The organism is Streptomyces sp. NPDC059649 (assembly GCF_042734445.1).
In the GTDB taxonomy this organism is placed as follows: Bacteria; Actinomycetota; Actinomycetes; order Streptomycetales; family Streptomycetaceae; genus Streptomyces.
The window spans coordinates 457,257-478,118 of record NZ_JBHWDV010000002.1 but is presented as its reverse complement, the minus strand read 5'-3'; the positions used below and the strand labels follow the sequence as shown (position 1 = coordinate 478,118).

Genomic DNA, 20,862 nt, shown 5'->3' with positions numbered 1-20,862 from the left:
GGTCGCCGGACGCGCCCCCACGGGCGGGGCCAAAGGCTCCTCAGTCGTGGGGCTCAGTCGTGGGGCACCACTGCCACCGGGCAGGTGGCATGGTGCATCGCGGCGTGCGCGACCGGCCCGACCCGGGGTGCGAGGAACGGATGGTGCCGCCTACGGCCGACGACCAGGAGTTCGGCGCCCGGGACGGTCTGCACCATGGCCCGGGTCGGGCTCTCCGGCAGCACGGTCAGTCGCACCGGTACGTCGGGGAAGCGCTCCCGCCAGGGGCGGATCGCCTCCCTCAGCTCGCCGTCCGCCTCCTTGGTGATCTCCTCCGCGACGTCCGTTTCGATCCCCCACGGCACATAGGCGGCCGCCGGAAGGGCACGTCCGTGCACGGCCTGCAGCGGCAGGCCCCGGCTGGCCGCGATGTCGAAGGCGAAGTCGAGGAGGGGGTCGCAGGGGCCGTGCAGGCTCATCCCGACGACGATGCGCGGCTCCGCGACCTCGGCGGCGGCTCCTGCTGCCTCCGCGGACCAGCCACCGCGGACCAGCACGACCGGCCGCTCGGCCTGGCCCACGACGTCGAGGCTGACATCGCCCAGCACATAGCTCTCCCATGCCGTCAGCGCACGGGTCCCGAGCACGACCATCCGCGAATCGTTCGCCGCGTACAGCAGCGCCGGCAAGGCCTCGGAACCGACCAGGTCCTCGATGATCCGCACCCGGGGATGGCGGTCACACACCTCTTCCCGGGCCCGGCGCACGATCTCCCGGGCACCGGCGTTCTGGTCGCGGTCGGGGGGTGTGTCGGGTGCCTCCGCGGCCAGCAGGACCCAGGCGTGCAGGAGTCGCAGCACCCAGCCCCGCCGGTCCGCTTCGTCGGCTGCCCACCGTGCCGCTGCCAGACTCTCCACGGAGCCGTCGAGCCCCACGGTGATCACTTCCGGCTCCATGGCTGTCCTTCTTCCAGGGCGGAGAGGGATACGGGTCGCGAAGCACCTGTCCCACGTGTCGAGCCTGCTGCATGCCCGTCCGGCCGGCAATGAGCCGAAGGGTGCCGTCAGGGGGCCCGAACGGCCCACCGCCGCGCCGTCCACCCGTCCGGCACCGCGCAGGCCCGGCAGAACGTGCTCCGGCCGCCGCGGTCACTACCGTAGAAGGGTGGCCATGGACGCCCGGACGACCACTGCGGAGGACATCGTGGGCGGCTACGGAGGACATCGTGGGCAGCGAGAGGCCTGACCGGGCCGACGGGGCGCAACCGAGCCTGGGCGCGTTGCCGGACGATCTGCAGGAGCGGCTCCGGGCCGTCGAACCCAGCACGGCCAGATCGCCGCATCTGCTGCTGGAAGCGGTCATGTCCGTGGGCGACCGGCTGGAGCTGTCGCAGGTGCTGCGCCGCATCATCGAGGTGGCGGTGGTCCTCGTGGACGCCGAGTACGGGGCGCTCGGGGTGATCGGCGATGACGCCCGGATCTCCCAGTTCCTGACGGTCGGGATCCCCGAGGCGCAGGCCGAGGCCATCGGTCATTTCCCGGAGGGACACGGAATTCTGGGGGAGCTGATCCGGCACCCCACGCCGTTGCGCCTGACGGAGATCGGCGACCATCCGGCGTCGTACGGATTCCCGCCGGGCCATCCGCCGATGCATTCCTTCCTCGGGGTGCCGATCCGGGTCGGCGACGAGGTGTTCGGCAATCTCTACCTCACCGAGAAGCGCGGCGGCCGGCCCTTCGACGCCGCGGACGAGACGGTGCTCGCGACGCTGGCCGTGGCGGCGGGTGTCGCCATCGAGCACGCCCGGCTGTTCGACGAGGTCCGCTACCGGGGGCAGTGGCTGGAGGCCAACAGCGAGATCGTCGCCGGCCTGCTGCCCGGGCCGGGTGAGAACGACGTGATCGAGAAGATCCTCGGCCACGCCGTGCGCATTCTCGCGGCGGATCTCGGCGCGCTCGCGCTGCCGGTCGACGACACCCATGTGAGTGTCGCGCTCGCCGTCGGGGTGCAGGCCGACGCCCATCGCGGCCTGGTCCTCCCGCTCGACGGCTCCTTCGTCGGTACGGCGCTGCACACCGGACAGCCGCTGACCAGCCTCGATGTCGAGCACGACCCGCGGATCACGGCCGGTCCGCCCCGCTGGAGCGGTCTGGGGCCCGCGGTCGCCGTCCCGATGATCGCCGGCGACCGGGTGCGGGGCGCGCTGCTGCTGGCCCGGCTCCGCGGCCGCGATCCGTTCACCGAGCCGGAGACCGCGCCGCTCGTGACGTTCGCGGGCCAGGCGGCCCTCGCCATGGAGATGGCCGACCAGCGCCGGGCCGCCGAACAGCTGGCCCTGCTGAAGGACCATGAACGCATCGCGCGCGACCTGCACGATCTGGCCATTCAGCGCCTCTTCGCCACGGGTATGACGCTGCAGAGTTCCTTGCGTTTCGTCGATCATCCGGAGGCCCGTGAGCGGCTGTTGCGGGCGGTGGACGACCTGGACGAGACGATCAAGATCATTCGTTCCACCATCTTCGGGCTCCGCGCCCATGAGTCCGCCCGCGTCTCCCACGGTCTGCGGGCCCGCACCGTCAGCGCCGTGGAACGGGCCGCGGACACCCTGGGCTTCGCCCCCGCGCTCCGTATGGAGGGGCTCCTGGACACCGAGGTGCCCGCGGAGATCTCCGAGCAGGTACTGGCCGTGCTCGACGAGGCGCTGAGCAATACCGCGCGGCATGCCCACGCCAGTACCGCGACCGTCTCTCTGGTGCTCCATGACCGGACGCTGACCCTGACCGTCCAGGACAACGGTGTGGGCATCCCGGCGGACGGCCGGCGCAGCGGATTGCGCAACCTGGCCGAGCGGGCCGCGAGCCTGGGTGGCGCGATGACCGTCGAGACACCGGCGGACGGTGGCGCCCGGCTGGTGTGGAAGGTGCCGACGCCCACGGGGTGACGCGGCCCCGGGCGCCTCGGCCGTATCGCCTGCCTCGGCCGTACCGCCTCAACCGTGCTGCCGGCCGGTCACCGTGTCCGCGGCGGGCGGCACCTGGGTGGCGAGCACGGCCGCCTGGATGCGCCGCTCCACCCCGAGCTTGGCCAGCATGCGGGAGATGTGGTTCTTGACGGTCTTCTCCGAAAGGTAGAGCCGCTTGCCGATCTGACGGTTCGTCAGTCCTTCGCCGATCAGGCCGAGGATCTCCGTCTCCCGCGGCGAAAGGCTCGACAGCGCACTGGCCTCGGGCTCCTCCTCGGCGCCCTCCCCCCGCAGCGTGCTCATCAGCCGCGTGGTCGTCGCCGGGTCGAGCATCGAGCGTCCGGAGGCGATCGTGCGTACCGCGGCGACCAGATCCGCGCCTTTGATCTCCTTCAGGACATAGCCGGCCGCACCGGCCATGATCGCGTCCAGCAGCGCCTCGTCGTCGTCGAACGAGGTGAGCATCAGACAGGCCAGACCCGGCATCCGCGAGCGCAGCTCCCGGCAGACGGACACCCCGTCACCGTCCGGCAGCCGTACGTCGAGCACCGCCACGTCCGGTCGCAGCGCGGGGCCGCGGGCCAGCGCATGGCCCGCCGTCCCCGCGTCGCCCACCACCTCGATGTCCGGTTCGGCATCCAGCAGGTCCTCGACACCACGACGGACCACCTCATGGTCGTCCACGAGGAACACACGGATCGGCCGCTGCGGTGAGAAACCCTCTGACTCGCTCATGGCGTCCTCCGGGCTGGTGGTACGAGCCGACGCCGCCTACCCCCATCCTGAAGCACCCCCGAGGGTCGCGCCAGATCCGGACGCCCCTGCCGCCCGCCGGTATCCCCGCGCTCTCCCGATGACGCACCTGTCTCCCGATGACGCATGTGTCTCCCGATGAGGCCGTTCGGCTCTCGCCCGCGCCCACCGGGTGTGCCACTCTCGGAAGGCAAGGCGAAAGAGGTCTGCCATGCCTCTGACGAAGATCCGTTGGTTGTGGCTGCGTAACCCGCTCAAGCGCGGTACGGACGTGGCGGAGTCCTGGCTGCTCCTGGTCACGGCAGCGCTGATCGCGGTGCTGGTCCCGGCCGCCGGCGTGACGGCCGCCGATGTCGTCAGCCACGCGGCCGAGCAGCGGAGCCGTGCGTCGGTACCGGTCTCCGCCGTCCTCACGGAAGACGCCCCGACCGCCATCGGCGTGGACTCCCCGGGCGGCACCGCCGGCCGGGTCCATGCCACGGTGCGCTGGACGGCCTCGGACGGCACGGTGCGGACCGGAGTGACGGCCGTGAAACCCGGCCTGCGGGCCGGCGACCGGACCACCGCACGGGTCGACCGGCACGGCTCCCTGCTGCGGGACCCGGTCACTCCCGAAGACGCCGTCGTCGAGAGCGTCGCGGTCGGCGTCGTGGCCGCCTCCACCACCGGATTGCTGCTGATCGGCGCGGACAAGGCCGGAGTCGTGCTGCTGAACCGTCGGCGTTACGCGCAGTGGGAGAAGGACTGGGCGGAGACGGACACCCAGGGACGGCACCGGCAGTCCTGAACACTGCGCCGCGCCGCGGCGTCCTGCGGTCCCGCCCCAGACAGCGTTACGCGGGCCCGCGGTACGGCTCCTCCCGCGCCGAGGTCAGGCGATTGACCACCGCTGTGACCCCGTCGACCTGCCGGGTCATCTGCACCGCAACGGCCACCGCGCCGCTGCTCTCCACTTCCCCGCTGAGGGTCACCACCCCGTCGTGGACCGCGACGTCCACGCTCTGCGGCCCCAGCCACAGCGCCCGCACCACGATCTGGTCGATCACCTCCTGGCGGATGTCCACATCCGGCCGGGCGAAGATCTGCAGCACGTCCCGCCGGGTGACCATGCCGACCAGACGGGCCTCCTCGTCCACCACGGGGAGCCGTTCGATACCGCTCACACACATGAGGCGGGCCGCTCGGACGACGGAGTCGTCGGCGCGGACCGTATGAGCGGGAGCCGACATCACCGCGCCGGCGGTGCGCAGGCCGGGGCCGGCAGCCGCACCCCGCCCGCGCTGGAGGTCCGTCACGGAGATGACGCCGATCACCCGGTCCTCGGCGTCCACCACGGGCAGTCCATTGATGTCGTACTCCGCCAGCCACCGCGCGATGTCCTCGGTCGAGGTGTCCCGCCGCGCACTGACGACCTCGTCCGACATCACGCTGCCGACCCGTCGGCGCTTCATCTCGGCCCCGCAACCGACCCCGGCTCCGTCGGCGCCGGCGTCGTGCCCGCGACGTCGAGCCGCACGTCCACCACGCCTTCCACCGCCCGCACCAAGCGGGCCGCGACGGGCAGCTGCGCGGCCGTGGGAAAGCTTCCCCTGAGCGTGACCACACCGTCGGTGACCACGGCTTCCACCTCTCCCGCGGAGCCCGCGAACAGCCGGTCGAGGACGTCGGAACGCACCTCCGCCGCCAGCTCCTCGTCCGAACGCAGAAAGACCTTCAGCAGGTCGGAGCGGCTCACGATCCCCCGCAGCAACCCCTCGTCATCGACCACGGGAAGCCGCTTCACCGACGTGTGCGCCATCGTCCGCGCGGCCTGGGCGAGGGTGTCGCCGGGGTGCACCGTCAGGGCCGGAGCACTCATCAGCTCCCGGGCCGTCACCCCACCGGCCTTGCGCACATCGTCCAACCGCCGGGCCTGTTCCAGGCGGCTGAGCTCGCTGCCCCGGAACTCCTCCTTCGGCAACAGGTCGGCCTCGGAGACGACGCCGATCACCCGCCCTTCCCCGGCCAGCACGGGCAGCGCACTGACCTTGTACTGCTCCATGGTCTCGACGATTTCCTTGAACCGTGCCTCCTGTCCGACGGCCACCACGGTCCGGGTCATGACGTCGCTAACGGTGTGCGGAGAGTGCTCCATGACGCCTCCTCGAAGCGGACCACAGGGGCACGGCCGTTGGGACACCTCCAGCCTGCTGCGGTCCGCCCTCGCCGGGCAGGGGCCGTCCGGCCCCCTCACCGTGCCGTCCGGCACCGGCCGCGGACGCGCCACCGCGCCACCTGTCCCCCGTGCCGCGCACGAGCCGGACACCCGGGCTCCGTTCAGGCCACTCGGCCGAGCCGGAGACCGACGTTTCCCCGTACCGTCGTCTCATGGCGAAACAGCGAGGTGACGACGGCCGCGCCAAACTGTCGCGGTCGGTCTACGAGCAGGAGCTGTACCGCCTGCAGACCGAGCTGGTGGCGCTGCAGGAGTGGGTGCGTCACGAAGGTGCCCGCCTCGTCGTGGTCTTCGAGGGGCGCGACGCGGCCGGCAAGGGAAGCGCCATCAAGCGGGTCACGCAGTACCTCAACCCGCGGGTCGCACGGATCGTGGCACTGCCCCGGCCCACCGAACGGGAACGCACCCAGTGGTACTTCCAGCGCTATACGGAGCACCTGCCGGCCGCCGGCGAGATCGTGCTGTTCGACCGCAGCTGGTACAACCGGGCCGGCGTCGAGCGGGTCATGGGGTTCTGCACGCCCGCCGAGCACCAGCGGTTCCTCCGGCAGTGCCCGGTCTTCGAGCGCATGCTGGTGGAGGACGGGATCCTGCTGCGGAAGTACTGGTTCTCGGTCAGCGACGAGGTCCAGGAGCAACGGTTCCGGCGGCGGCTCAAGGACCCCGCGCGGCGCTGGAAGCTGTCGGCCATGGACCTCGAATCGCTGACCCGCTGGGAGGACTACTCACGGGCCAAGGACGAGATGTTCGTCCACACGGACATCCCCGAGGCGCCGTGGTACGTCGTCGAGAGCGACGACAAACACCGGGCCCGGCTGAACATGATCGCCCACCTGCTGTCCACGGTGCCCTACCACCACATCTCCCTGCCGGAGCTCGACCTACCACCCCGGCCGCCGACCACCGGCTATCAACGGCCCTCCCGTGACCTGCAGAATTACGTCCCCGACCACGCCGCCGGTCTGGAGTGACGACTGCGGACACGGCTACGGCACGGCTCCAGCTACAGCTAGGGAACGGGCTAGGGCTAGGGCTAGGGCTAGGGCTAGGGCTACGGACGCACTGCCCGTGGGAGGCTGCGGATGTCCCGCACGGTCAGATCCGTCGTCCCACCGCCGGCGCATCGGGCCGTACGGACGCCGGCCCGGTCACGTCGAACGCCACGTCCACCACCCCTTCGACCGACCGCACCAGGCGCGCGATCACCGGGATGAGGGAGGTGTCCCGGACCCGCCCGCTGAGGGTGACGACTCCGTCGGCGACCTCGACCTGCAAGTCATGGGCCGGCGGCGCGAACAGCTCGCTCAGGACGTTCCGGCGGACCTCCTCCGCCAGGTCCGCATCCGAACGCAGAAAGACCTTCAGCAGGTCGGCGCGGCTGACGATGCCGCGCAGCACGCCGTGTCCGTCCACCACCGGAAGCCGTTTGACGGACCCACGCGCCATGATCCGCGCGGCCTGGGACAAGGTGGCGTTGACCGAAACGGTCAGCGCGGGGCTGCTCATCAGCTCCCCGGCCGTCATCGCATCCGCCCGCCGGACGTCGTCGACCCGACGCAGCAGCTGCAGACGCTCCGGATCCGCCTCCCGGAACCCCTCCTTCGGCAGCAGATCGGCCTCGGAGACCACCCCGATCACCCGCCCCTCCCCCGCAAGGACAGGAAGCGCGCTGACCTTCCACCGCTCCATGGTCTCCACGATCTCCTTGAACCGTGCCTGGCGGTCGACCGCGGCCACGGTCTCGGTCATCACGTCACGGACGAGGTGCGGAGCGTTCAGCATGATCCCTCCTCGGTTGCCGGACCGACGACCCCTGACGGCCACGGCACCTCCAGCCTCCGAAGCACCGGGCCTCCCGGCCAGGGGCCGTCCGGCCCTTTCCGCTTCCGTTCGGCCGGAGACAGACGGGCGTTGGCCGAGCCGACGGTGACGGGAGCCACGGCGAACGGAGACGTTCTCTCGCGTCCTTTCCGTGGCTCCCGTCCTTCCCGTGACTCCCGTCCTTCCCGTGACTCCCGTCCCTGCCGCGGCTCCCGTGGCTCCCGTGGCTCCTGGGATTCCCGGAACTCCCGCGGTACGTCAACCGGAGGCCTTGATCACGCTGGCACGCTGATCACGTCTGATCTCTCTGATCATGTTGATCACGTCGATCACTGTGCGCGGATCGCGAACGGCAGCGTCCGGTAGAAGAACGACGTGTCACCAGTGCCCACCGTCACCCCCGCATCGACGTTGACCACGGGAGCCGACCCCGCGACCGCCAGACGCAGGCGGTAGACGGCGGTGGCACCCGGCGCCAGCGGCGACTTGGCGGTCGGAACGAGCTGCGCGCTCATGCCGGGGTCGCAGCCACTGGGCACCAGCGGGACGTGCTGCCAGCCGCGCCCGGGCACGTACTGCTGGAGCACCAGGTCCTTCGGCTCCACGGCACGCCCGTTGCCCTGGCCGTAGGCGAAGTAACCGGCGTTCAAAGCCGGGTAGTTCCGCCTCGTGGTGTTCTTCACCGTGAGCGTGAACTCCTTCGCCGCGCCCCCGCGCACCAGGGCGGTGCCACGCGGCCAGCCCGTGACCGTGGTCGTCGGCCGGTCGACGACGGCACTACGGGCCGGCGCGCGGTAGGTGTGGCCGTGTCCGTCGTTGACCGAGGCGGCCACGGTCAGCCGGCCGGGACGGTCGATGTCCTGCAGGCGCAGGGCCACCGTGGCGGGGTGGCCGGCGCTCGCCGCCACCGAGATTGGGAAGGTGAACGTCCCCTTCTCCGGATGGTCGCTGCCGACCGGCCGCTGGTCCAGGTCGACCCAGCGGTGCGTCTTGGGCACATAGCGCTGGATCATGAGCGAGGCGGCGCTGAAGCCGTGCGTGGTGACGTCCAGCCGGACCGTGCCCCTGGACACCGGCGTGCGCAGGGTCACGCCGGAGGAGGTCCACAAGCCGACCGGCGCCTCCGAGGCGAGGCGGTAGGAGATCTTGTCCGCCGCGCTACCGGTGACCCCGGCGACCGGAGCAGCCGCCTCCGCCGGCCCCGCCGACACCCTCCGCGCCGCATCAGCCTTGGTCGCCGTCACCGCACGGGCCTTGGTTGCCGTCACCGCATCGCTCTTGGTTGCCGTCGCCGCGGCGCCGCAGCTCGCCGCCGACGTGGTCCGTGCTCCGGCGGCCGTCTGCACGGGCGTCGCCTGCCCGGGGGCCGCCGCCCCGACCACCAGGGCCAGTCCGGCCGCAGCCGCCACCGTCGTACCGACTGCGGCCCGCCGCGCTCCTACGGACCGTCGCGCTGTACGTGTCATGTCTCGCCCCCACATCGAACGCGGACGCATCAGCTATGCGCCTCTGAGGGAGAGGAGTCGCAACCGGCAGCGCAGGGTTCCCCCACACCCCGGCAAATTCCAGAAATTCACTGACATGGGTACCGAACGGCGAGATCCCACCACACCCGACCACACGGAAACTCACAAATACCCCAAATAACCCGCCAGTCGACGGTCGTGAGAGCGGCTCGGCCAGGGAAGTACAAGATCGGCAGGGGCTACCGATACCGGCTACACGAGGGGTATCCCTGAAGGGGCGGCCCCGTCCAGGACCGCCCCCTTGAATGGGAAGGACCCCCGCCATGGACAACTGGTACGTCGACGACCGCTGCACCAACTGCGACGTCGCCCGACAGTTCGCACCCGACCTGATCACCGAAGCCGACGGTAAGTCGCAGATCATGCGCCAGCCGCGCGACGAGGCGGAGAGCCGGCGCTTACACGCCGCCGTCTTCGCCTGCCCCACCCGCTCGATCCGCCCGTTCTCCGGGCAGCCCGACCAGACCCTCGACCCCTTCCCGATGCCCCTGGACGACGGCGTCCTGATCTGCGGGCACAACTCCCTGCACACCGCAGGCGCCAACTCCTACCTCCTCCTACGACCCTCCGGCTCGGTCATGATGATCGACACCCCCCGCTGGAGCCGCCAACTCGCCGCCCGGTACACGGAATTGGGCCCCGTAACCGACGTACTGCTCACCCACCGTGACCACGTCGCACACGGCCGCCGCTACGCGGACCACTTCGGCGCCCGACTGTGGATCCACGAGGGCGACCTCGACGCAGCACCGGACGCCGACCAGGTGATCCGCGGCCTCGACCCCGTCGACATCGGCGAGCGAGTCACCGCCCATCCCCTGCCCGGCCACACCCGAGGCAGCGTGCTCTACCTCGCCGACGACCGCTACTGCTTCAGCGGAGACAGCTTCTACTGGTCCCGCACCACCGACGATCTGGAGGTCGCCGAAAGCGTGACCTGGTATTCCATCGAAGAATTGGCCGACTCCCTCGCCAGAACGGCCCCACACCTACGCTTCGAATGGGTCCTGCCGGGCCACGGCGACCGCCACCACCTACCCGCCGACGAAATGTCCCAACGCCTACAAGCACTGACACAACGCACCCGCCTCCTCCACCCCCAACCCATCGACTTCACCGCGGTCCGCTGGTAGGGGCACGCGGCCCGGACGACAGCGGGGCCAGCCATGTCAGCCATGTCAGCCATCGGCTCCGGGTGTCCGGCTTCGGCGTGGCCGAGTACTCGACTACTCCCTGGCCGACAAGGACTCTTCCTCCGTTACGGCCATAACGAGACGGAGCTCACGGCGCGCTCGGCGTCCGCACCGAGGCACCCGGCCTCGGACCGGCGTCGTGACCATGACCGTGGCGTGGCCGTGGCCGTGCACGGCGTCGCAGGACACCTTCGCTTGGCGTAGCCGAATTCCCCAAGCTGCCAACATTCCTTCGCAAAGAGGTCTTTGCAAACGACTGTTGGCGGTCTACGGTGCCCAACATGACTGACTCAGGCTCAAGTTCACCTTCGGATCCAAGTTCGGGCAACGACCCGTGCGTTCCTCCTTCTGAGGCTGCAGCGGACGCGGTCGTCCTCGATGCGAAAGGGCTGCGCGCACTGGCGCACCCGGTGCGTGTGCAGTTGGTGGGGCTGTTGCGCAAGAACGGCCCGTCGACGGCCACTCGGCTCGCCGAGCGGCTGGGCGTCAACTCCGGCACGGCCAGCTATCACCTGCGCCAGCTTGCTGCGGCGGGGTTCGTCGAGGAAGACACGGAGCGCGGGAACGCACGGGAGCGATGGTGGCGTTCGGTCCACCAGTCGACTTGGTTCAACGACCCGGAACTGGCCGTCCGGGAGCCCGAGGCGGCGATGGCCTATCTGCAGTCCGTGGCCGCCACGTACGCCCAACGCGCTCGGCGAGCGCTCAATGAGCTGCAGACCATGCCCCGCACCTGGCAGGAAATATTCGACATGAGTGACTGGCCCCTGCGGCTCACTCCCGCGGAGGCTGCGGCTCTGCACGAAGAGCTGCGGGCGGTCGTCAGTCGATACCGGCGGGATGCGCCGCATGGACAAGAATCGGCCCGGGCTCCCGAGGGCGCCGAGCGGGTCTCCGTCATCCTGCACCTCCTCCCCGAGTTGGACGGGCCCGCCACCCCAGCAGGCACCCCCGGCCCCGAGAGGCCAACGGGAGCGGAGACGCCATGACGGAAGAAACCCTGAGCGCCGGCGAACTCCCCGGCAGCCACGGCGACTTACACAGACGACCCGAGGGCATAGGCAAGCGGAACTTACGGCCGCTGGGCGGGCTTCTCGCGGCGATGGCGGTGTCGTTGACCGGAACCCGGATATCCGCCATCGCGCTGCCCTGGTTCGTACTCGTCACCACCGGCAGCGCCACCCAGACCGGACTGGTGGCCTTCTGCGAGATGACCCCCTACGTCCTGGTCAAGGCGCTGGCCGGTCCACTGGTGGACCGGGCCGGGCCGCGGACCATCTCCTGGACCACCGACCTGGCAAGCGCGACCGCCGCGGCTGCCGTACCGCTCCTGCACGCCCTGGGGCTGCTCTCGCTCCCGTTGCTGCTGGGTCTCGTCGCGTTGATCGGCGCCGCGCGCGGCCCCGGTGACCTGGCCAAGGAGGTGATGGTTCCGCAGGCGGCCGAGCGGAGCCGGATTCCTCTGGAGCGGGCCACCGGCCTGACCGGCGTGACCGAGCGGCTCGCCACCACCATAGGTCCCGCCGCCGGCGGGTCCCTCGTTGCACTGCTCAGCCCCCTGACGGGCCTCGTCCTCAACGCCGTCTGCTTCGCGCTCGGATCTGTGATCATCGCCCTCGCGCTGCCCCATGGCATGGGGTGCGCGGTCGAGAGAGGCCCGTCGGCTCACGGGGAGTCGGCGGCCGAAAACTCACATTCCCAGGCCTCCGAGGCCGGCTACTGGCGGCGGTTCGGTGAAGGCTTCGCCTTCCTTCGCAGCCAGCCGCTGCTCCTGACCATCATCATCATGATCGCGATCACCAACCTGCTGGACTCGGCGTTCACCACGGTCCTCCTACCGGTGTGGGCAAAAGAGTCCGGCAACGGCCCGGCGGTCATCGGTCTGAACAGCAGCGTCGGAGGAGCCGCCGCAATCATCGGGAGCCTGGTGGCCGCGGCGATTGCACACAGAATGCGGCGCCGGCTCGTCTTCTTCGCCGGGTTCCTGCTCGCCGGCCCGCCGCGCTTCCTTGTCCTGGCCTCCCACGCACCGATGTGGGTGGTCCTGACCGTCTTCGCCATCGGCGGATTCGGGTCGGGCTTCCTCAACCCCATCCTGGGCGCCATCTCCTTCGAACGGGTTCCCCGTCACCTCCTCGGCCGGGTCAACGCGCTCCGCGACTCGCTGGCCTGGGCGGGTGTCCCCCTCGGCGGACTCATCGCCGGCGCGGCAGCGGCCTCCTTCGGGCTCGTACCAGTACTGGTGACCGGCGGGACGATCTACTTCCTGACGACGAACCTCACCGCACTACGACCGGAGTGGCGCGAGATGGACCGATCACGTGGGCGGCACAACCCACCACCGGACACACTCAAAACACCAAGCCAGAGCCCAGAGCCCTGAATCGTGAGTCGTGAGTCGTGAGTCGTGAACTCTGAGTCGTGGGTGTGCGCCCTACGCCCTGCGGTCTGCTGCCCTGCAGGCCGAGCGCGAACTGTTCGGCGCCCCACCCTCTCGATCGCCGACGACGACCCGAACTCCTTGAGAACTGCGGCGCGCATCACTGCCTCGCCTTCATGCCATCGTGAAAGCGCCCCCGGCCCCCAACCAGACCAGGCGCTGTCCCAGTACTGGGCCCATCACGTTCTCGCGGGGCGGCAGAGGTATTCGAGGGCCGTCGTGTGGCATATCGAGCAGACGTCACGCGCATCCAACGGTCGTTGGGGGGCGCCTCGGTCCGTACGCGCCCGGTGGGAGAGGATGCACCCGACTTGTACGAGCCACGGCCATGCGGAGGCGCACGATGGGAGAGCTGGTAGAGCCGGAGCCGGTCGATCTGATTCACCTGGCAGACGCGGACGGCGACCGGTGCGTCGTGCGCGTGACCGGACGTCATCAGCCCGGGGTTCTGACCGGCCATGACACTCTGCGCGCCGATGTCCTGGTATCCACCAGCTTCCTCGATGCCCGCCTTGAGCTCTATCTCTCCCAGCGCGATCTCGCCGCTTGGGAAAAGGAACTCGAAGGGCTCGTTCCGGGCGGCAACGCGGGACTGGGTAACGGTCGTGGCCTGGAACTCGGCATACGACTCAATGAGGATCAGTCGCTGTGCGTGACGATCCACGACCCCGACCGACTGTCCACGTTCTACTGGATCCGGCCACAGGACGACTGGATCCAGGACCACCGAGCCCGACTGGCCCGCGTTCGGCAGATCTGGCCGAGTGAGGTCATCGAGACGGCTCCCTCGTCCTATGAGTGGAGTCCGAGCCGCAGGAAGTGAGCAGCGCAGTGCACGGCCCTCTGCGTCCCTTCTCTCCTCCTCCCCCCGCACCCCCGCCACCCCACCACCTCTTGAACGCCACCCGGGACATCCAGGTGAAGACTGCCGGAGCAAAATGTGAAGGAAGGCGCCCGGTTGAGGGCGCGGGGGACGCGGCCGGAAGCGGCGAGAAGGGCAGTGGGGGATGGCAGACCGGATATCCCAGGGATCAGGGGAATCGGATAGATCACGGGAATCAGGTAGATCACGGGGTGCAGGGAAAGCGGGGAAAGCAGGGGAGGCAGGGGCTTCGGGTGGGTGGCGGTTTCTGCTGTCCGTTGGCTTCGGGGTGGTGCTCCTCCTGTTGTCGGCAGTGCTGTTGGCCAGCGTGCCAGGTGAGTTGGCGGAGCGGGACGCGTACGCCGCGGCGCCCGCCTGTCCGGCCGGCTCACGGTCGGATGCGTGCACGACGACGGTTCCGGCGATCGTCAAGGGCACGGAGGACGAGCCCAACGGCAAGAGCGTCCGCTACTGGCTCCTCGTGACCGAACGGGGCACGGACACCGTGCGGCGTGTGCGGATGGCCGGGTCGGAGCCGGTCTACGACGCCGTGCGCCCCGGTGACGAGGTGAAGCTGACGTACTGGCGGGGTGAGATCCGCACCGTGCGGCGGGGCGCCGCCGCTCAGGAAACCTCGGAGTCTCCGAATGACAACTGGCGCTTCCGGCTGGGCTTCGGCCTCTTCCTGTTGTTCTTCGGGCTCCTGGTGTGGTGGCTCATCTGGTGGCACCGTTATCGCTACCCCGCCGCGACGCACAACAGCCTCTGGCAGGTCACCTTCGCCGCGGTGACCGGGGCCGTCGTGAGTTGCTTCGGCTTTCTCGTGAGCATGGTCGCCCGCGGCGTGCCGGAGGTGTTGCTGATCACGGCAGTCGGTGTGCTGCCGGCCGCGGGTCTGGGCGGGCTGTGCGCCTGGTGGCAGCGGCGACGTACGAACCAGGCTGCCGCGACCGTCAGCAGCATCGTTCCGGTTCCTCCTACGGACAAACAGTGCGTGCGCGCGGCCGTACACGGAGACGTTCCCTACCGCGTGGACGGCTTCAACCACCTGGTGGTGGGCGACGGGCGGCCGGCGACCACTCCGGACCCCGATGGTCGGGTCGCCCGAAGGCCGCTTCCGGAGACGCTGGTCGTGCAGAGCGTCCGGGCGCTTCGGGTCGACGATCCGCCGTTCTGGAAGCAGGCCTTCAAGTACGACGCGGTCGTCATCGCTTGCCGGGACGGTGACCACACCGTCCTCATCGCCACCGCCCGGCGGGATGCCGCGCTCGTCCTCGGCGCGCTGACCACCCCACCCGCCGCCCCCAGCACTTCCCCCACCCCTCCCGGGCACCACCCCGACGCACAGCGCACCTCCGCAGATGGGGTGCGTGCGGAGGGTGCGTAGGGCAAGCCCGTTGTACGGCAACGGTCGGGCCGCGGGTCACGAGACGTGCTTTGTAGGATCGACCGGTTGTTGGGATGGGTTCCGTGAGTGGGACAGGCCATAGATGGGGTGGTGGGCAGACCAGTTGGCGCAAGAGAAGAATTACTCCCTCACGAGTGACGATGACGAGAACGACTTCTGGGGCTTTGCGCAGGACGCCAGGGGGTTGTTTTCTCCGTTGGAGGAGGAGGAAGAGGGCCGGCGTCAGGTCGAATTCGTGGGGTGCGCGCCGCGGGGCGGGCTATTGGCCGCACTGGGGCGTATCGGCGGGCGTCGTGCGGTGGCGGGGAACGCGTATGTGGATGTGCTTGATGCCGACGGTGTCAGCATGGGCTCCTACTTCGTGAACGACGTCACCGTGACAGCCGCCCAGCCTTCTTGTCTGGGGACGGATCTGGTCGACGTCATGGTGGATATGTGGTGCGAGGAGGCCATGCCCGGTTCCGGGTGGGTCTGGGAGTTGCTCCGCACGGGTCGGCTCAACCGTACGGGCCGGTGGCAGCAACTCGATGCCGCTGGTCGACGCGCATGGCTGTCGGTTGCTTTGTGGTCACACCGCTATCAACGCCGCGGAAAACCGGACGCCTTGGCGGGGAAGGTATTCACGTTGGACGGCCGGCACATCGTGGACAAGGACGCCTTCTACTGTGCGCTCGGTGAGGCGATCAACGGCCCCGGTGGGTATTTCGGGTGGAATCTCGATGCCTTGGACGATTGCCTCAGAGGACGTTGGGGCGCCACCCCTCCGTTCACCCTGGAATGGCAGCACTCCGCTGCCTCCCGGACCCGACTGGTGAACCATCCCGCGGTTCAGGATGACACGGCCACCCTCTTCGAACTTCTCTTGGAAATCTTCGAGGAGCGTGGCATCGAGGTGGTCCTGAAGTGAGCACGATCCTGCACAGGTCGCTGACCCCTCACGATCACGGTGATCATCCCGCGTGACGATCCCGCCCACGTCGGTGTCCACGCCCCCGGCCCCTGGCGGAAACCGGGGGCCGCGAGGCTCTTCGCTCTCCGAGCAGGGGTATTGGTACGCGTCGCTCTCCGAGCCGGGGCGGTCGTATGCGGCAGAGCCTGCCGCATACGACCACCCCGACGGGCGCTGCATCCGCTAGAGCGGCGGATGGTCCGGCACGGGAGAGGCAGCGACCTCGTCGTCGAGGATCTGCTCCCGCGCAGCGGCGGTCATCTTGTTGATGGCGATGGCCTGGGCGAGAAGCTCACCGGCCGGGAGCGGATGCGTGAGCAGGTCGTCCGATTCGAGCGTGGGGAGGGCCTGCTTGATCAGACGCTGTGCCTCGGGGGTCCTGGGGACCGCGTCGGCCTTGAGGAGATTCAGCATCGTCTCCAACGCCTCGGCCAGTTCGCGAACCGCGTCCCGCAGCTCGTCCGTATCGGGGCATTCATCGTTCATGTCACAACGATCCCGGCTCGGCCGCAGATATGCCAGAGCGCCCACCGGATCCGGCCAGGATGGAGGGGCGAACGCGGAGAGCAGCATGGGAACGCGTGCACGGACCAACGCCGCGCGAGCGGCCCGAGATTGCCCCTCTCCATCATCCGCACCGAAAGAGGAAGAAGTCTCGGTGGCGCGAGCGGCATGCCATGGTCAGAGCTCTCGGTGGCGTGAGTGGCATGCCATGGTCGGAGGTCTCGGTGGCGTGCGTGGCATGCCGTGATCACATGTACACATGACAGACGACAACGCGGCAACCGCCGTTCGTGAGACAACGGCAGTTCCGGGCCCGGCCGACCCGGCCCACGCCCGCATTCCCGACACTCCGGCCGGCGGCACAGTCATCCTGCTCAACGGCACGTCCAGTTCCGGCAAGTCAAGCATCGCTCAGGCACTTCTCGACATGCTCGACGGCGCCTGGTTCCACATGCCCGTTGACGCCTTTCATGCCATGCGCAGCAAGGGGCCGATATCCGATGAGGACCTCCAGGCCGAGATCGACCGCACCTGCAAGGGCTTTCACCGTGCGGTCGCCGGCATGGCTGCCGGCGGCAACAACCTCATCGTCGACTATCCACTCAGCCGTCGCTGGCGGCTGCTGGACCTTCTCGATGTGCTCGTGCCCGAGGACACCGTCCTGATCGCAGTGCGCTGTCCGCTGCCCGAGTTGGAGCGCCGCGAACGTGAGCGCGGCGACCGACAGCTGGGACTGGCCGCCATGCAGTACGACCAGGTGCACTCCCACGAACTCCACGATCTCGACGTGGACACCAACCTCCTTTCCCCCGAGGAATGCGCCCGTCGTATCCGCGACTTCTTGCCAGGACGACCGCAGCCCACCGCATGCGAAAGGCTTCGGCAGGCGCTACGGAAGCCCAACTGATCGGTGGCGTGGAGGGCAGAAGGTCGCGCGCGGTGTGCTGTCGTGCGTTGCGCAGTGGGAGCCCACGTCTTCAGTGCTGGTTGACCGGCCAGACCGCCGCCGGATCGCAGTGGGCCGGGCACGCCAGGAGGTAGACCTCGTTGCCGAGGAACAGGTTGTAGGTTCGGAGGGGAGGTCAAGCTGGAAGAACAGGGCCAGCCGCTCGCCGCAAAAGCACTCGGGCCACACCTGGCCGTCGTCGAGGAAGGGCCAGCCACCCACCGAGTTGCGGGCCGGTCGATCCAACGGCTCGGTCCCGACCTCGATCACCTGGGCAGGCAGCGCTACCTGCGTCTTCGTCACTTCACGTTCGACCATCCGCTCACCCTAAGGCTTTCCGGACCGGGTGCCCGGTTGCCTGAATCGGGCAGCCAACCAAGCAGATCTCAACGAACCCAGGACGGAATCCAGAAGAGAATCCAAGACAGAACCCACGCAGAAACCAGAGCAGACTGTATGGCTGTAGGACAGGTCCTGTCCTAGAGGTACGCCAGACTGGCCTCCATGACGACATTCCGTGGCCTCGCAACCATCCGTTACCACGCCGACGATCTTGCCGCCGCCCGTGCCTGGTACACCAAAGTCCTGGGCGTGGAACCGTACTTCGCACGCGAGGAATACATCGAGTTCCGGCTCGGTGACCATCTACAGGAACTCGGCATCTCTCGTACTCCCTCCGCCCCGGCCGGGGTGGTCGCGTACTGGCACGTGGACGACGTCGACGCGACGAGGGCACGATTGCTGAAGCTCGGCGCCAAGGAACATGAGCCATTGCGCGACTACGGCGACTTCCGGGCCGGCGCCGTACTCGACCCGTTCGGCAATATCCTCGGCATCATGCACAACCCGCACTACCTGGAGGCATGGGGCGACCGCGACCGCACTGGCGCTGGCACAGGCACAGGCACTGAAAGCCGTTTCACGACCGGAAGCCGCGTCGATTTCACGGCGGGAAGCGGCAGCATCTGACCATTGCGTCAGAGCAGCAGAGGTCGGCCACTCCGGTACGCGTCATCACTTCGCGTCGTACCGGAGCAGCCGGTACGACGCGAAGTGCACAACCCCCCTTCCTCCCCTACCCGCTACAGTTCCGATGAGCTGATCGGACCCGGGGGGGGGCGGTATGAGTAGCTCACTCAGCGAAATGGCGGTCGCAGTTTTGGGCATCGGGGGCACGCTCGCATCGGCCCTTCTCACGCAGCGCAGCGCGCACCGCACCAGAGTGCGCGAGCTGGAACACGCCAAGCAACTCAGCGATGAGGAACGCGAATACGCCACCCGCCGGGCTCAACTAGAGGCGCGGCGCACGTGTTACGCCTCCCTCAACGCCGGTGCCCGCGACTACACCACCGTCATGACGAACTTCTGTCACGCCCTGGAGGCGGACAAAGTCACTGACGCACTCCGTGAGGATCTGGACCAGGCACGCCGGGCCCACCGTTCCCGTCACGCCGAAGCGCAAATGATGCTGCCCGACACCGTTCTGGCGGCAGCCAGTGAGGTGAACCGCAACCTGGGCGATCTCTATGGTCTGCTCAAGCGGCTCGACACGGGCAGTCCGGCACCGGGAGAGAGCGTCGAGACCGCCAGAGCGGACATGGAGCGGTTATGGGACTTCCTCTGGCGGATGCGCCACGTCATGCGTATTGATCTCGGAATCACGACGCCCGAGTAGCTTCAACGTAGCTTCACCTTGGCTTCAACTCACCTAGGAACCATACTCGTTGGTGCCGTGGGCCGCTTTCACCGGAAGGCGGCGGCGTTTCGCGTCGCCCACACGTCGAAACCGTGCGGGGTACGTCCCAGGATCCGCTCGACATCGGGGCTGACGCGCCGCTCCTCCTCGGTCGGATCGCCCAGAATCGCCAGCGTGCCCTCGACGACCGGCAGTGGCATGAAGCGCGCCATCTCCGCATGAGCCTCCTCGCGGGTCTGTTCCACGAAGTGGACCGGTTCCGCCAGCGCCTCGGCGAGTGCCGCCGCCCGTTCGCGCGGGGTGACCGGTGCCGGCCCGGTGAGGGTGTACGTCGCATCCTCATGCCCCTGCTCACGCAGCACGGCGGCGCCGACCGCGGCGACGTCGTCCGGGTCGACGAAGGGCAGGCCTACGTCACCGAACGGAGCGGCGGCCGTGCGATGGAGGCGTACCGGCTCCGCCCAGGCAAGGGCGTTCGACGCCATACCTCCGGAGCGCAGGATGGTCCATTCCAGCCCCGATCCGCGCACCGCCGCCTCGAACCTGCCCGCATGCGCGTAGACCTGCGGCCGGGTCCCCGCGCCCTGGCTGGACAGCAGAACGAGCCTGCGGACCCCCGCGGACTTGGCCGCTCCCACAACCCCCTGCGGATCCTCCCCGGCCACCAGCAGGAACACCGCCTTTGCCCCCTCAAGGGCGGGCCGCAAGCTCTCGACGTCCCCCAGGTCGGCTGCGACTACGCGCACGCCTGGAGGTACGTCAGTCTCGGTGATGCGGCGGGCCACGGCGGTGACCTGTTCACCCGCCCCGACCAGCATCCGCACCAGCGTCCGTCCGACATTGCCCGTGGCGCCCGTAACGACGATCACGACGACCCCCCATAGGTGAGTAATCAAGCGAGTTAGTTAGTTGACTGACTTACTGAATGGAAAGGTAGCACACCTCCCGGCTTATAGTTAGTCGGGTGACCAACTCACAGAGTGCGAGAGCGAAGAACGCCGGTGCCAAGCGGCAGCGCCTGATGGCCGCCGCCGCCCAAGTGGTGCATCAGCAGGGCATCGAGCGCACCACCATCGCCGACATCGCGCGCGCCGCCGACGTTCAAGTGGGGAACGTCTACTACTACTTCAAGACCAAGGACGAACTGGTCGCCGCGGCGCTCACCGAACACGCCCGCCAGCTGGAGACCATCACCGGCGAGCTGGACCGGCTGCCCGATCCGCGCGAGCGGCTCAAGGCTCTCGTACGGGGCTGGGTCGAGCAGCGTGACCTCGCGGCACGCTACGGCTGTCCCACGGGGACGCTCGCCATCGAGCTGGACAAGCGCGCGGAGGGCGGCCTGGACAGAGAGGCCGGCAAGGTCATCCGCCTGCTGCTGGACTGGGTGGCGGGCCAGTTCCGGGAGATGGGCCTGCCCGACCCCGATGGGCTCGCAGTGACCCTGGTGGGCGCGTACCAAGGAATGTCCCTGCTGACCAACGCACTGCGGGACCCACAGATCATGGTGCAGGAAGGCGACCGCTTGATCGCGTGGCTGGACACCCTCTGAACACCCACCGCTTCCAGGCACGGAACGGCTCCAGGCACGGAACGGCTCCGGGCGCTGAA

At 69.0% G+C, this 20,862-nt stretch carries 21 protein-coding genes; 13 read left to right on the top strand and 8 right to left on the bottom strand.

What is annotated here, in order from left to right; all coding sequences use genetic code 11:
- Nucleotides 1–53 precede the first annotated feature (53 nt).
- Nucleotides 54–935, bottom strand: coding sequence for a universal stress protein (locus tag ACFV1J_RS04935; RefSeq protein WP_385855804.1), 882 nt, complete (start codon nt 933–935; stop codon nt 54–56).
- Between the two features lie 266 nt (nt 936–1,201).
- On the opposite strand from ACFV1J_RS04935, the gene ACFV1J_RS04930 reads away from it, so the two are divergent.
- Nucleotides 1,202–2,920: a GAF domain-containing sensor histidine kinase gene (locus ACFV1J_RS04930; protein ID WP_385856003.1), complete on the top strand. Its 1,719-nt coding sequence runs from the start codon at nt 1,202–1,204 to the stop codon at nt 2,918–2,920.
- A gap of 48 nt (nt 2,921–2,968) precedes the next feature.
- On the opposite strand, the gene ACFV1J_RS04925 is transcribed toward ACFV1J_RS04930, so the two are convergent.
- Nucleotides 2,969–3,676 carry a response regulator gene (locus ACFV1J_RS04925; RefSeq protein WP_385855803.1) on the bottom strand — a complete coding sequence of 236 codons (708 nt, stop codon included), beginning with the start codon at nt 3,674–3,676 and terminating at the stop codon, nt 2,969–2,971.
- Nucleotides 3,677–3,905: 229 nt separating this feature from the next.
- Here ACFV1J_RS04925 and ACFV1J_RS04920 point away from each other — a divergent pair, with 229 nt between their 5' ends.
- Nucleotides 3,906–4,481: a hypothetical protein gene (locus tag ACFV1J_RS04920; RefSeq protein ID WP_385855802.1), complete on the top strand. Its 576-nt coding sequence runs from the start codon at nt 3,906–3,908 to the stop codon at nt 4,479–4,481.
- 46 nt (nt 4,482–4,527) lie between these two features.
- Here the strand turns inward: ACFV1J_RS04920 and ACFV1J_RS04915 are convergent, their stop codons facing one another.
- Both ACFV1J_RS04915 and ACFV1J_RS04910 read right to left on the bottom strand, forming a co-directional pair.
- A complete protein-coding gene (locus ACFV1J_RS04915) occupies nt 4,528–5,145 on the bottom strand; it encodes a CBS domain-containing protein (RefSeq protein WP_385855801.1) in 618 nt (205 codons plus the stop codon).
- Nucleotides 5,142–5,828 (bottom strand): CBS domain-containing protein, encoded by a 687-nt coding sequence (locus tag ACFV1J_RS04910; protein WP_385855800.1) that lies wholly within the window; start codon nt 5,826–5,828, stop codon nt 5,142–5,144. Before ACFV1J_RS04910 ends, ACFV1J_RS04915 begins: the two co-directional genes overlap by 4 nt.
- Nucleotides 5,829–6,061: 233 nt before the next feature.
- Here ACFV1J_RS04910 and ppk2 point away from each other — a divergent pair, with 233 nt between their 5' ends.
- Entirely contained in the window at nt 6,062–6,880 is an 819-nt protein-coding gene (ppk2, locus tag ACFV1J_RS04905) for a polyphosphate kinase 2 (RefSeq protein ID WP_385855798.1), read from the top strand.
- A 124-nt stretch (nt 6,881–7,004) separates the two neighbouring features.
- Here the strand turns inward: ppk2 and ACFV1J_RS04900 are convergent, their stop codons facing one another.
- Together ACFV1J_RS04900 and ACFV1J_RS04895 are read right to left on the bottom strand one after the other, a co-directional pair.
- Nucleotides 7,005–7,691 carry a CBS domain-containing protein gene (locus tag ACFV1J_RS04900; RefSeq protein WP_385855797.1) on the bottom strand — a complete coding sequence of 229 codons (687 nt, stop codon included), beginning with the start codon at nt 7,689–7,691 and terminating at the stop codon, nt 7,005–7,007.
- 368 nt (nt 7,692–8,059) lie between these two features.
- Nucleotides 8,060–9,196 carry a hypothetical protein gene (locus ACFV1J_RS04895; RefSeq protein ID WP_385855796.1) on the bottom strand — a complete coding sequence of 379 codons (1,137 nt, stop codon included), beginning with the start codon at nt 9,194–9,196 and terminating at the stop codon, nt 8,060–8,062.
- Nucleotides 9,197–9,519: 323 nt separating this feature from the next.
- Here ACFV1J_RS04895 and ACFV1J_RS04890 point away from each other — a divergent pair, with 323 nt between their 5' ends.
- From ACFV1J_RS04890 to ACFV1J_RS04865, 6 genes are all read left to right on the top strand, one after another.
- The gene (locus tag ACFV1J_RS04890; RefSeq protein WP_385855795.1) at nt 9,520–10,389 is read left to right on the top strand and encodes an MBL fold metallo-hydrolase; all 870 of its coding nucleotides are present in this window, start codon (nt 9,520–9,522) and stop codon (nt 10,387–10,389) included.
- Nucleotides 10,390–10,730: 341 nt separating this feature from the next.
- On the top strand, nt 10,731–11,438 hold the full coding sequence (locus tag ACFV1J_RS04885; protein WP_385855794.1) for an ArsR/SmtB family transcription factor: 708 nt from the start codon (nt 10,731–10,733) through the stop codon (nt 11,436–11,438).
- Nucleotides 11,435–12,832 (top strand): MFS transporter, encoded by a 1,398-nt coding sequence (locus ACFV1J_RS04880; protein WP_385855792.1) that lies wholly within the window; start codon nt 11,435–11,437, stop codon nt 12,830–12,832. The genes ACFV1J_RS04885 and ACFV1J_RS04880 overlap by 4 nt, the downstream gene beginning before the upstream one ends.
- Nucleotides 12,833–13,232: 400 nt before the next feature.
- Nucleotides 13,233–13,712 carry a DUF5959 family protein gene (locus tag ACFV1J_RS04875; protein ID WP_385855791.1) on the top strand — a complete coding sequence of 160 codons (480 nt, stop codon included), beginning with the start codon at nt 13,233–13,235 and terminating at the stop codon, nt 13,710–13,712.
- Nucleotides 13,713–14,064: 352 nt separating this feature from the next.
- Nucleotides 14,065–15,138 carry a hypothetical protein gene (locus ACFV1J_RS04870; protein ID WP_385856002.1) on the top strand — a complete coding sequence of 358 codons (1,074 nt, stop codon included), beginning with the start codon at nt 14,065–14,067 and terminating at the stop codon, nt 15,136–15,138.
- 124 nt (nt 15,139–15,262) lie between these two features.
- Nucleotides 15,263–16,066: a barstar family protein gene (locus ACFV1J_RS04865; RefSeq protein WP_385855790.1), complete on the top strand. Its 804-nt coding sequence runs from the start codon at nt 15,263–15,265 to the stop codon at nt 16,064–16,066.
- A 225-nt stretch (nt 16,067–16,291) separates the two neighbouring features.
- Here the strand turns inward: ACFV1J_RS04865 and ACFV1J_RS04860 are convergent, their stop codons facing one another.
- Entirely contained in the window at nt 16,292–16,594 is a 303-nt protein-coding gene (locus ACFV1J_RS04860; protein ID WP_385855789.1) for a hypothetical protein, read from the bottom strand.
- Between the two features lie 277 nt (nt 16,595–16,871).
- Here ACFV1J_RS04860 and ACFV1J_RS04855 point away from each other — a divergent pair, with 277 nt between their 5' ends.
- The 3 genes from ACFV1J_RS04855 to ACFV1J_RS04845 all read left to right on the top strand — a co-directional run bounded on the left by ACFV1J_RS04855 (nt 16,872) and on the right by ACFV1J_RS04845 (nt 19,233).
- Entirely contained in the window at nt 16,872–17,519 is a 648-nt protein-coding gene (locus tag ACFV1J_RS04855) for an AAA family ATPase (RefSeq protein WP_385855788.1), read from the top strand.
- Between the two features lie 543 nt (nt 17,520–18,062).
- Nucleotides 18,063–18,527: a VOC family protein gene (locus ACFV1J_RS04850; RefSeq protein ID WP_385855787.1), complete on the top strand. Its 465-nt coding sequence runs from the start codon at nt 18,063–18,065 to the stop codon at nt 18,525–18,527.
- Nucleotides 18,528–18,681: 154 nt separating this feature from the next.
- Nucleotides 18,682–19,233 (top strand): hypothetical protein, encoded by a 552-nt coding sequence (locus ACFV1J_RS04845; protein ID WP_385855786.1) that lies wholly within the window; start codon nt 18,682–18,684, stop codon nt 19,231–19,233.
- 68 nt (nt 19,234–19,301) lie between these two features.
- Here the strand turns inward: ACFV1J_RS04845 and ACFV1J_RS04840 are convergent, their stop codons facing one another.
- Nucleotides 19,302–20,123, bottom strand: a complete 822-nt coding sequence (locus ACFV1J_RS04840; protein ID WP_385855785.1) for an SDR family oxidoreductase — start codon at nt 20,121–20,123, stop codon at nt 19,302–19,304.
- A gap of 152 nt (nt 20,124–20,275) precedes the next feature.
- Here ACFV1J_RS04840 and ACFV1J_RS04835 point away from each other — a divergent pair, with 152 nt between their 5' ends.
- Nucleotides 20,276–20,803, top strand: a complete 528-nt coding sequence (locus ACFV1J_RS04835) for a TetR/AcrR family transcriptional regulator (RefSeq protein WP_385856001.1) — start codon at nt 20,276–20,278, stop codon at nt 20,801–20,803.
- Nucleotides 20,804–20,862 lie beyond the last annotated feature (59 nt).

Bases quoted from the DNA above. Each gene is read 5' to 3' on its own strand.
- ACFV1J_RS04935 (WP_385855804.1), bottom strand. From the start codon at position 935: ATGGAGCCGGAAGTGATCACCGTGGGGCTCGACGGCTCCGTGGAGAGT.
- ACFV1J_RS04925 (WP_385855803.1), bottom strand. From the start codon at position 3,676: ATGAGCGAGTCAGAGGGTTTCTCACCGCAGCGGCCGATCCGTGTGTTC.
- ACFV1J_RS04920 (WP_385855802.1), top strand. From the start codon at position 3,906: ATGCCTCTGACGAAGATCCGTTGGTTGTGGCTGCGTAACCCGCTCAAG.
- ACFV1J_RS04915 (WP_385855801.1), bottom strand. From the start codon at position 5,145: ATGAAGCGCCGACGGGTCGGCAGCGTGATGTCGGACGAGGTCGTCAGT.
- ACFV1J_RS04910 (WP_385855800.1), bottom strand. From the start codon at position 5,828: ATGGAGCACTCTCCGCACACCGTTAGCGACGTCATGACCCGGACCGTG.
- ppk2 (WP_385855798.1), top strand. From the start codon at position 6,062: ATGGCGAAACAGCGAGGTGACGACGGCCGCGCCAAACTGTCGCGGTCG.
- ACFV1J_RS04900 (WP_385855797.1), bottom strand. From the start codon at position 7,691: ATGCTGAACGCTCCGCACCTCGTCCGTGACGTGATGACCGAGACCGTG.
- ACFV1J_RS04895 (WP_385855796.1), bottom strand. From the start codon at position 9,196: ATGACACGTACAGCGCGACGGTCCGTAGGAGCGCGGCGGGCCGCAGTC.
- ACFV1J_RS04890 (WP_385855795.1), top strand. From the start codon at position 9,520: ATGGACAACTGGTACGTCGACGACCGCTGCACCAACTGCGACGTCGCC.
- ACFV1J_RS04885 (WP_385855794.1), top strand. From the start codon at position 10,731: ATGACTGACTCAGGCTCAAGTTCACCTTCGGATCCAAGTTCGGGCAAC.
- ACFV1J_RS04880 (WP_385855792.1), top strand. From the start codon at position 11,435: ATGACGGAAGAAACCCTGAGCGCCGGCGAACTCCCCGGCAGCCACGGC.
- ACFV1J_RS04875 (WP_385855791.1), top strand. From the start codon at position 13,233: ATGGGAGAGCTGGTAGAGCCGGAGCCGGTCGATCTGATTCACCTGGCA.
- ACFV1J_RS04860 (WP_385855789.1), bottom strand. From the start codon at position 16,594: ATGAACGATGAATGCCCCGATACGGACGAGCTGCGGGACGCGGTTCGC.
- ACFV1J_RS04855 (WP_385855788.1), top strand. From the start codon at position 16,872: ATGACAGACGACAACGCGGCAACCGCCGTTCGTGAGACAACGGCAGTT.
- ACFV1J_RS04850 (WP_385855787.1), top strand. From the start codon at position 18,063: ATGACGACATTCCGTGGCCTCGCAACCATCCGTTACCACGCCGACGAT.
- ACFV1J_RS04845 (WP_385855786.1), top strand. From the start codon at position 18,682: ATGAGTAGCTCACTCAGCGAAATGGCGGTCGCAGTTTTGGGCATCGGG.
- ACFV1J_RS04835 (WP_385856001.1), top strand. From the start codon at position 20,276: ATGGCCGCCGCCGCCCAAGTGGTGCATCAGCAGGGCATCGAGCGCACC.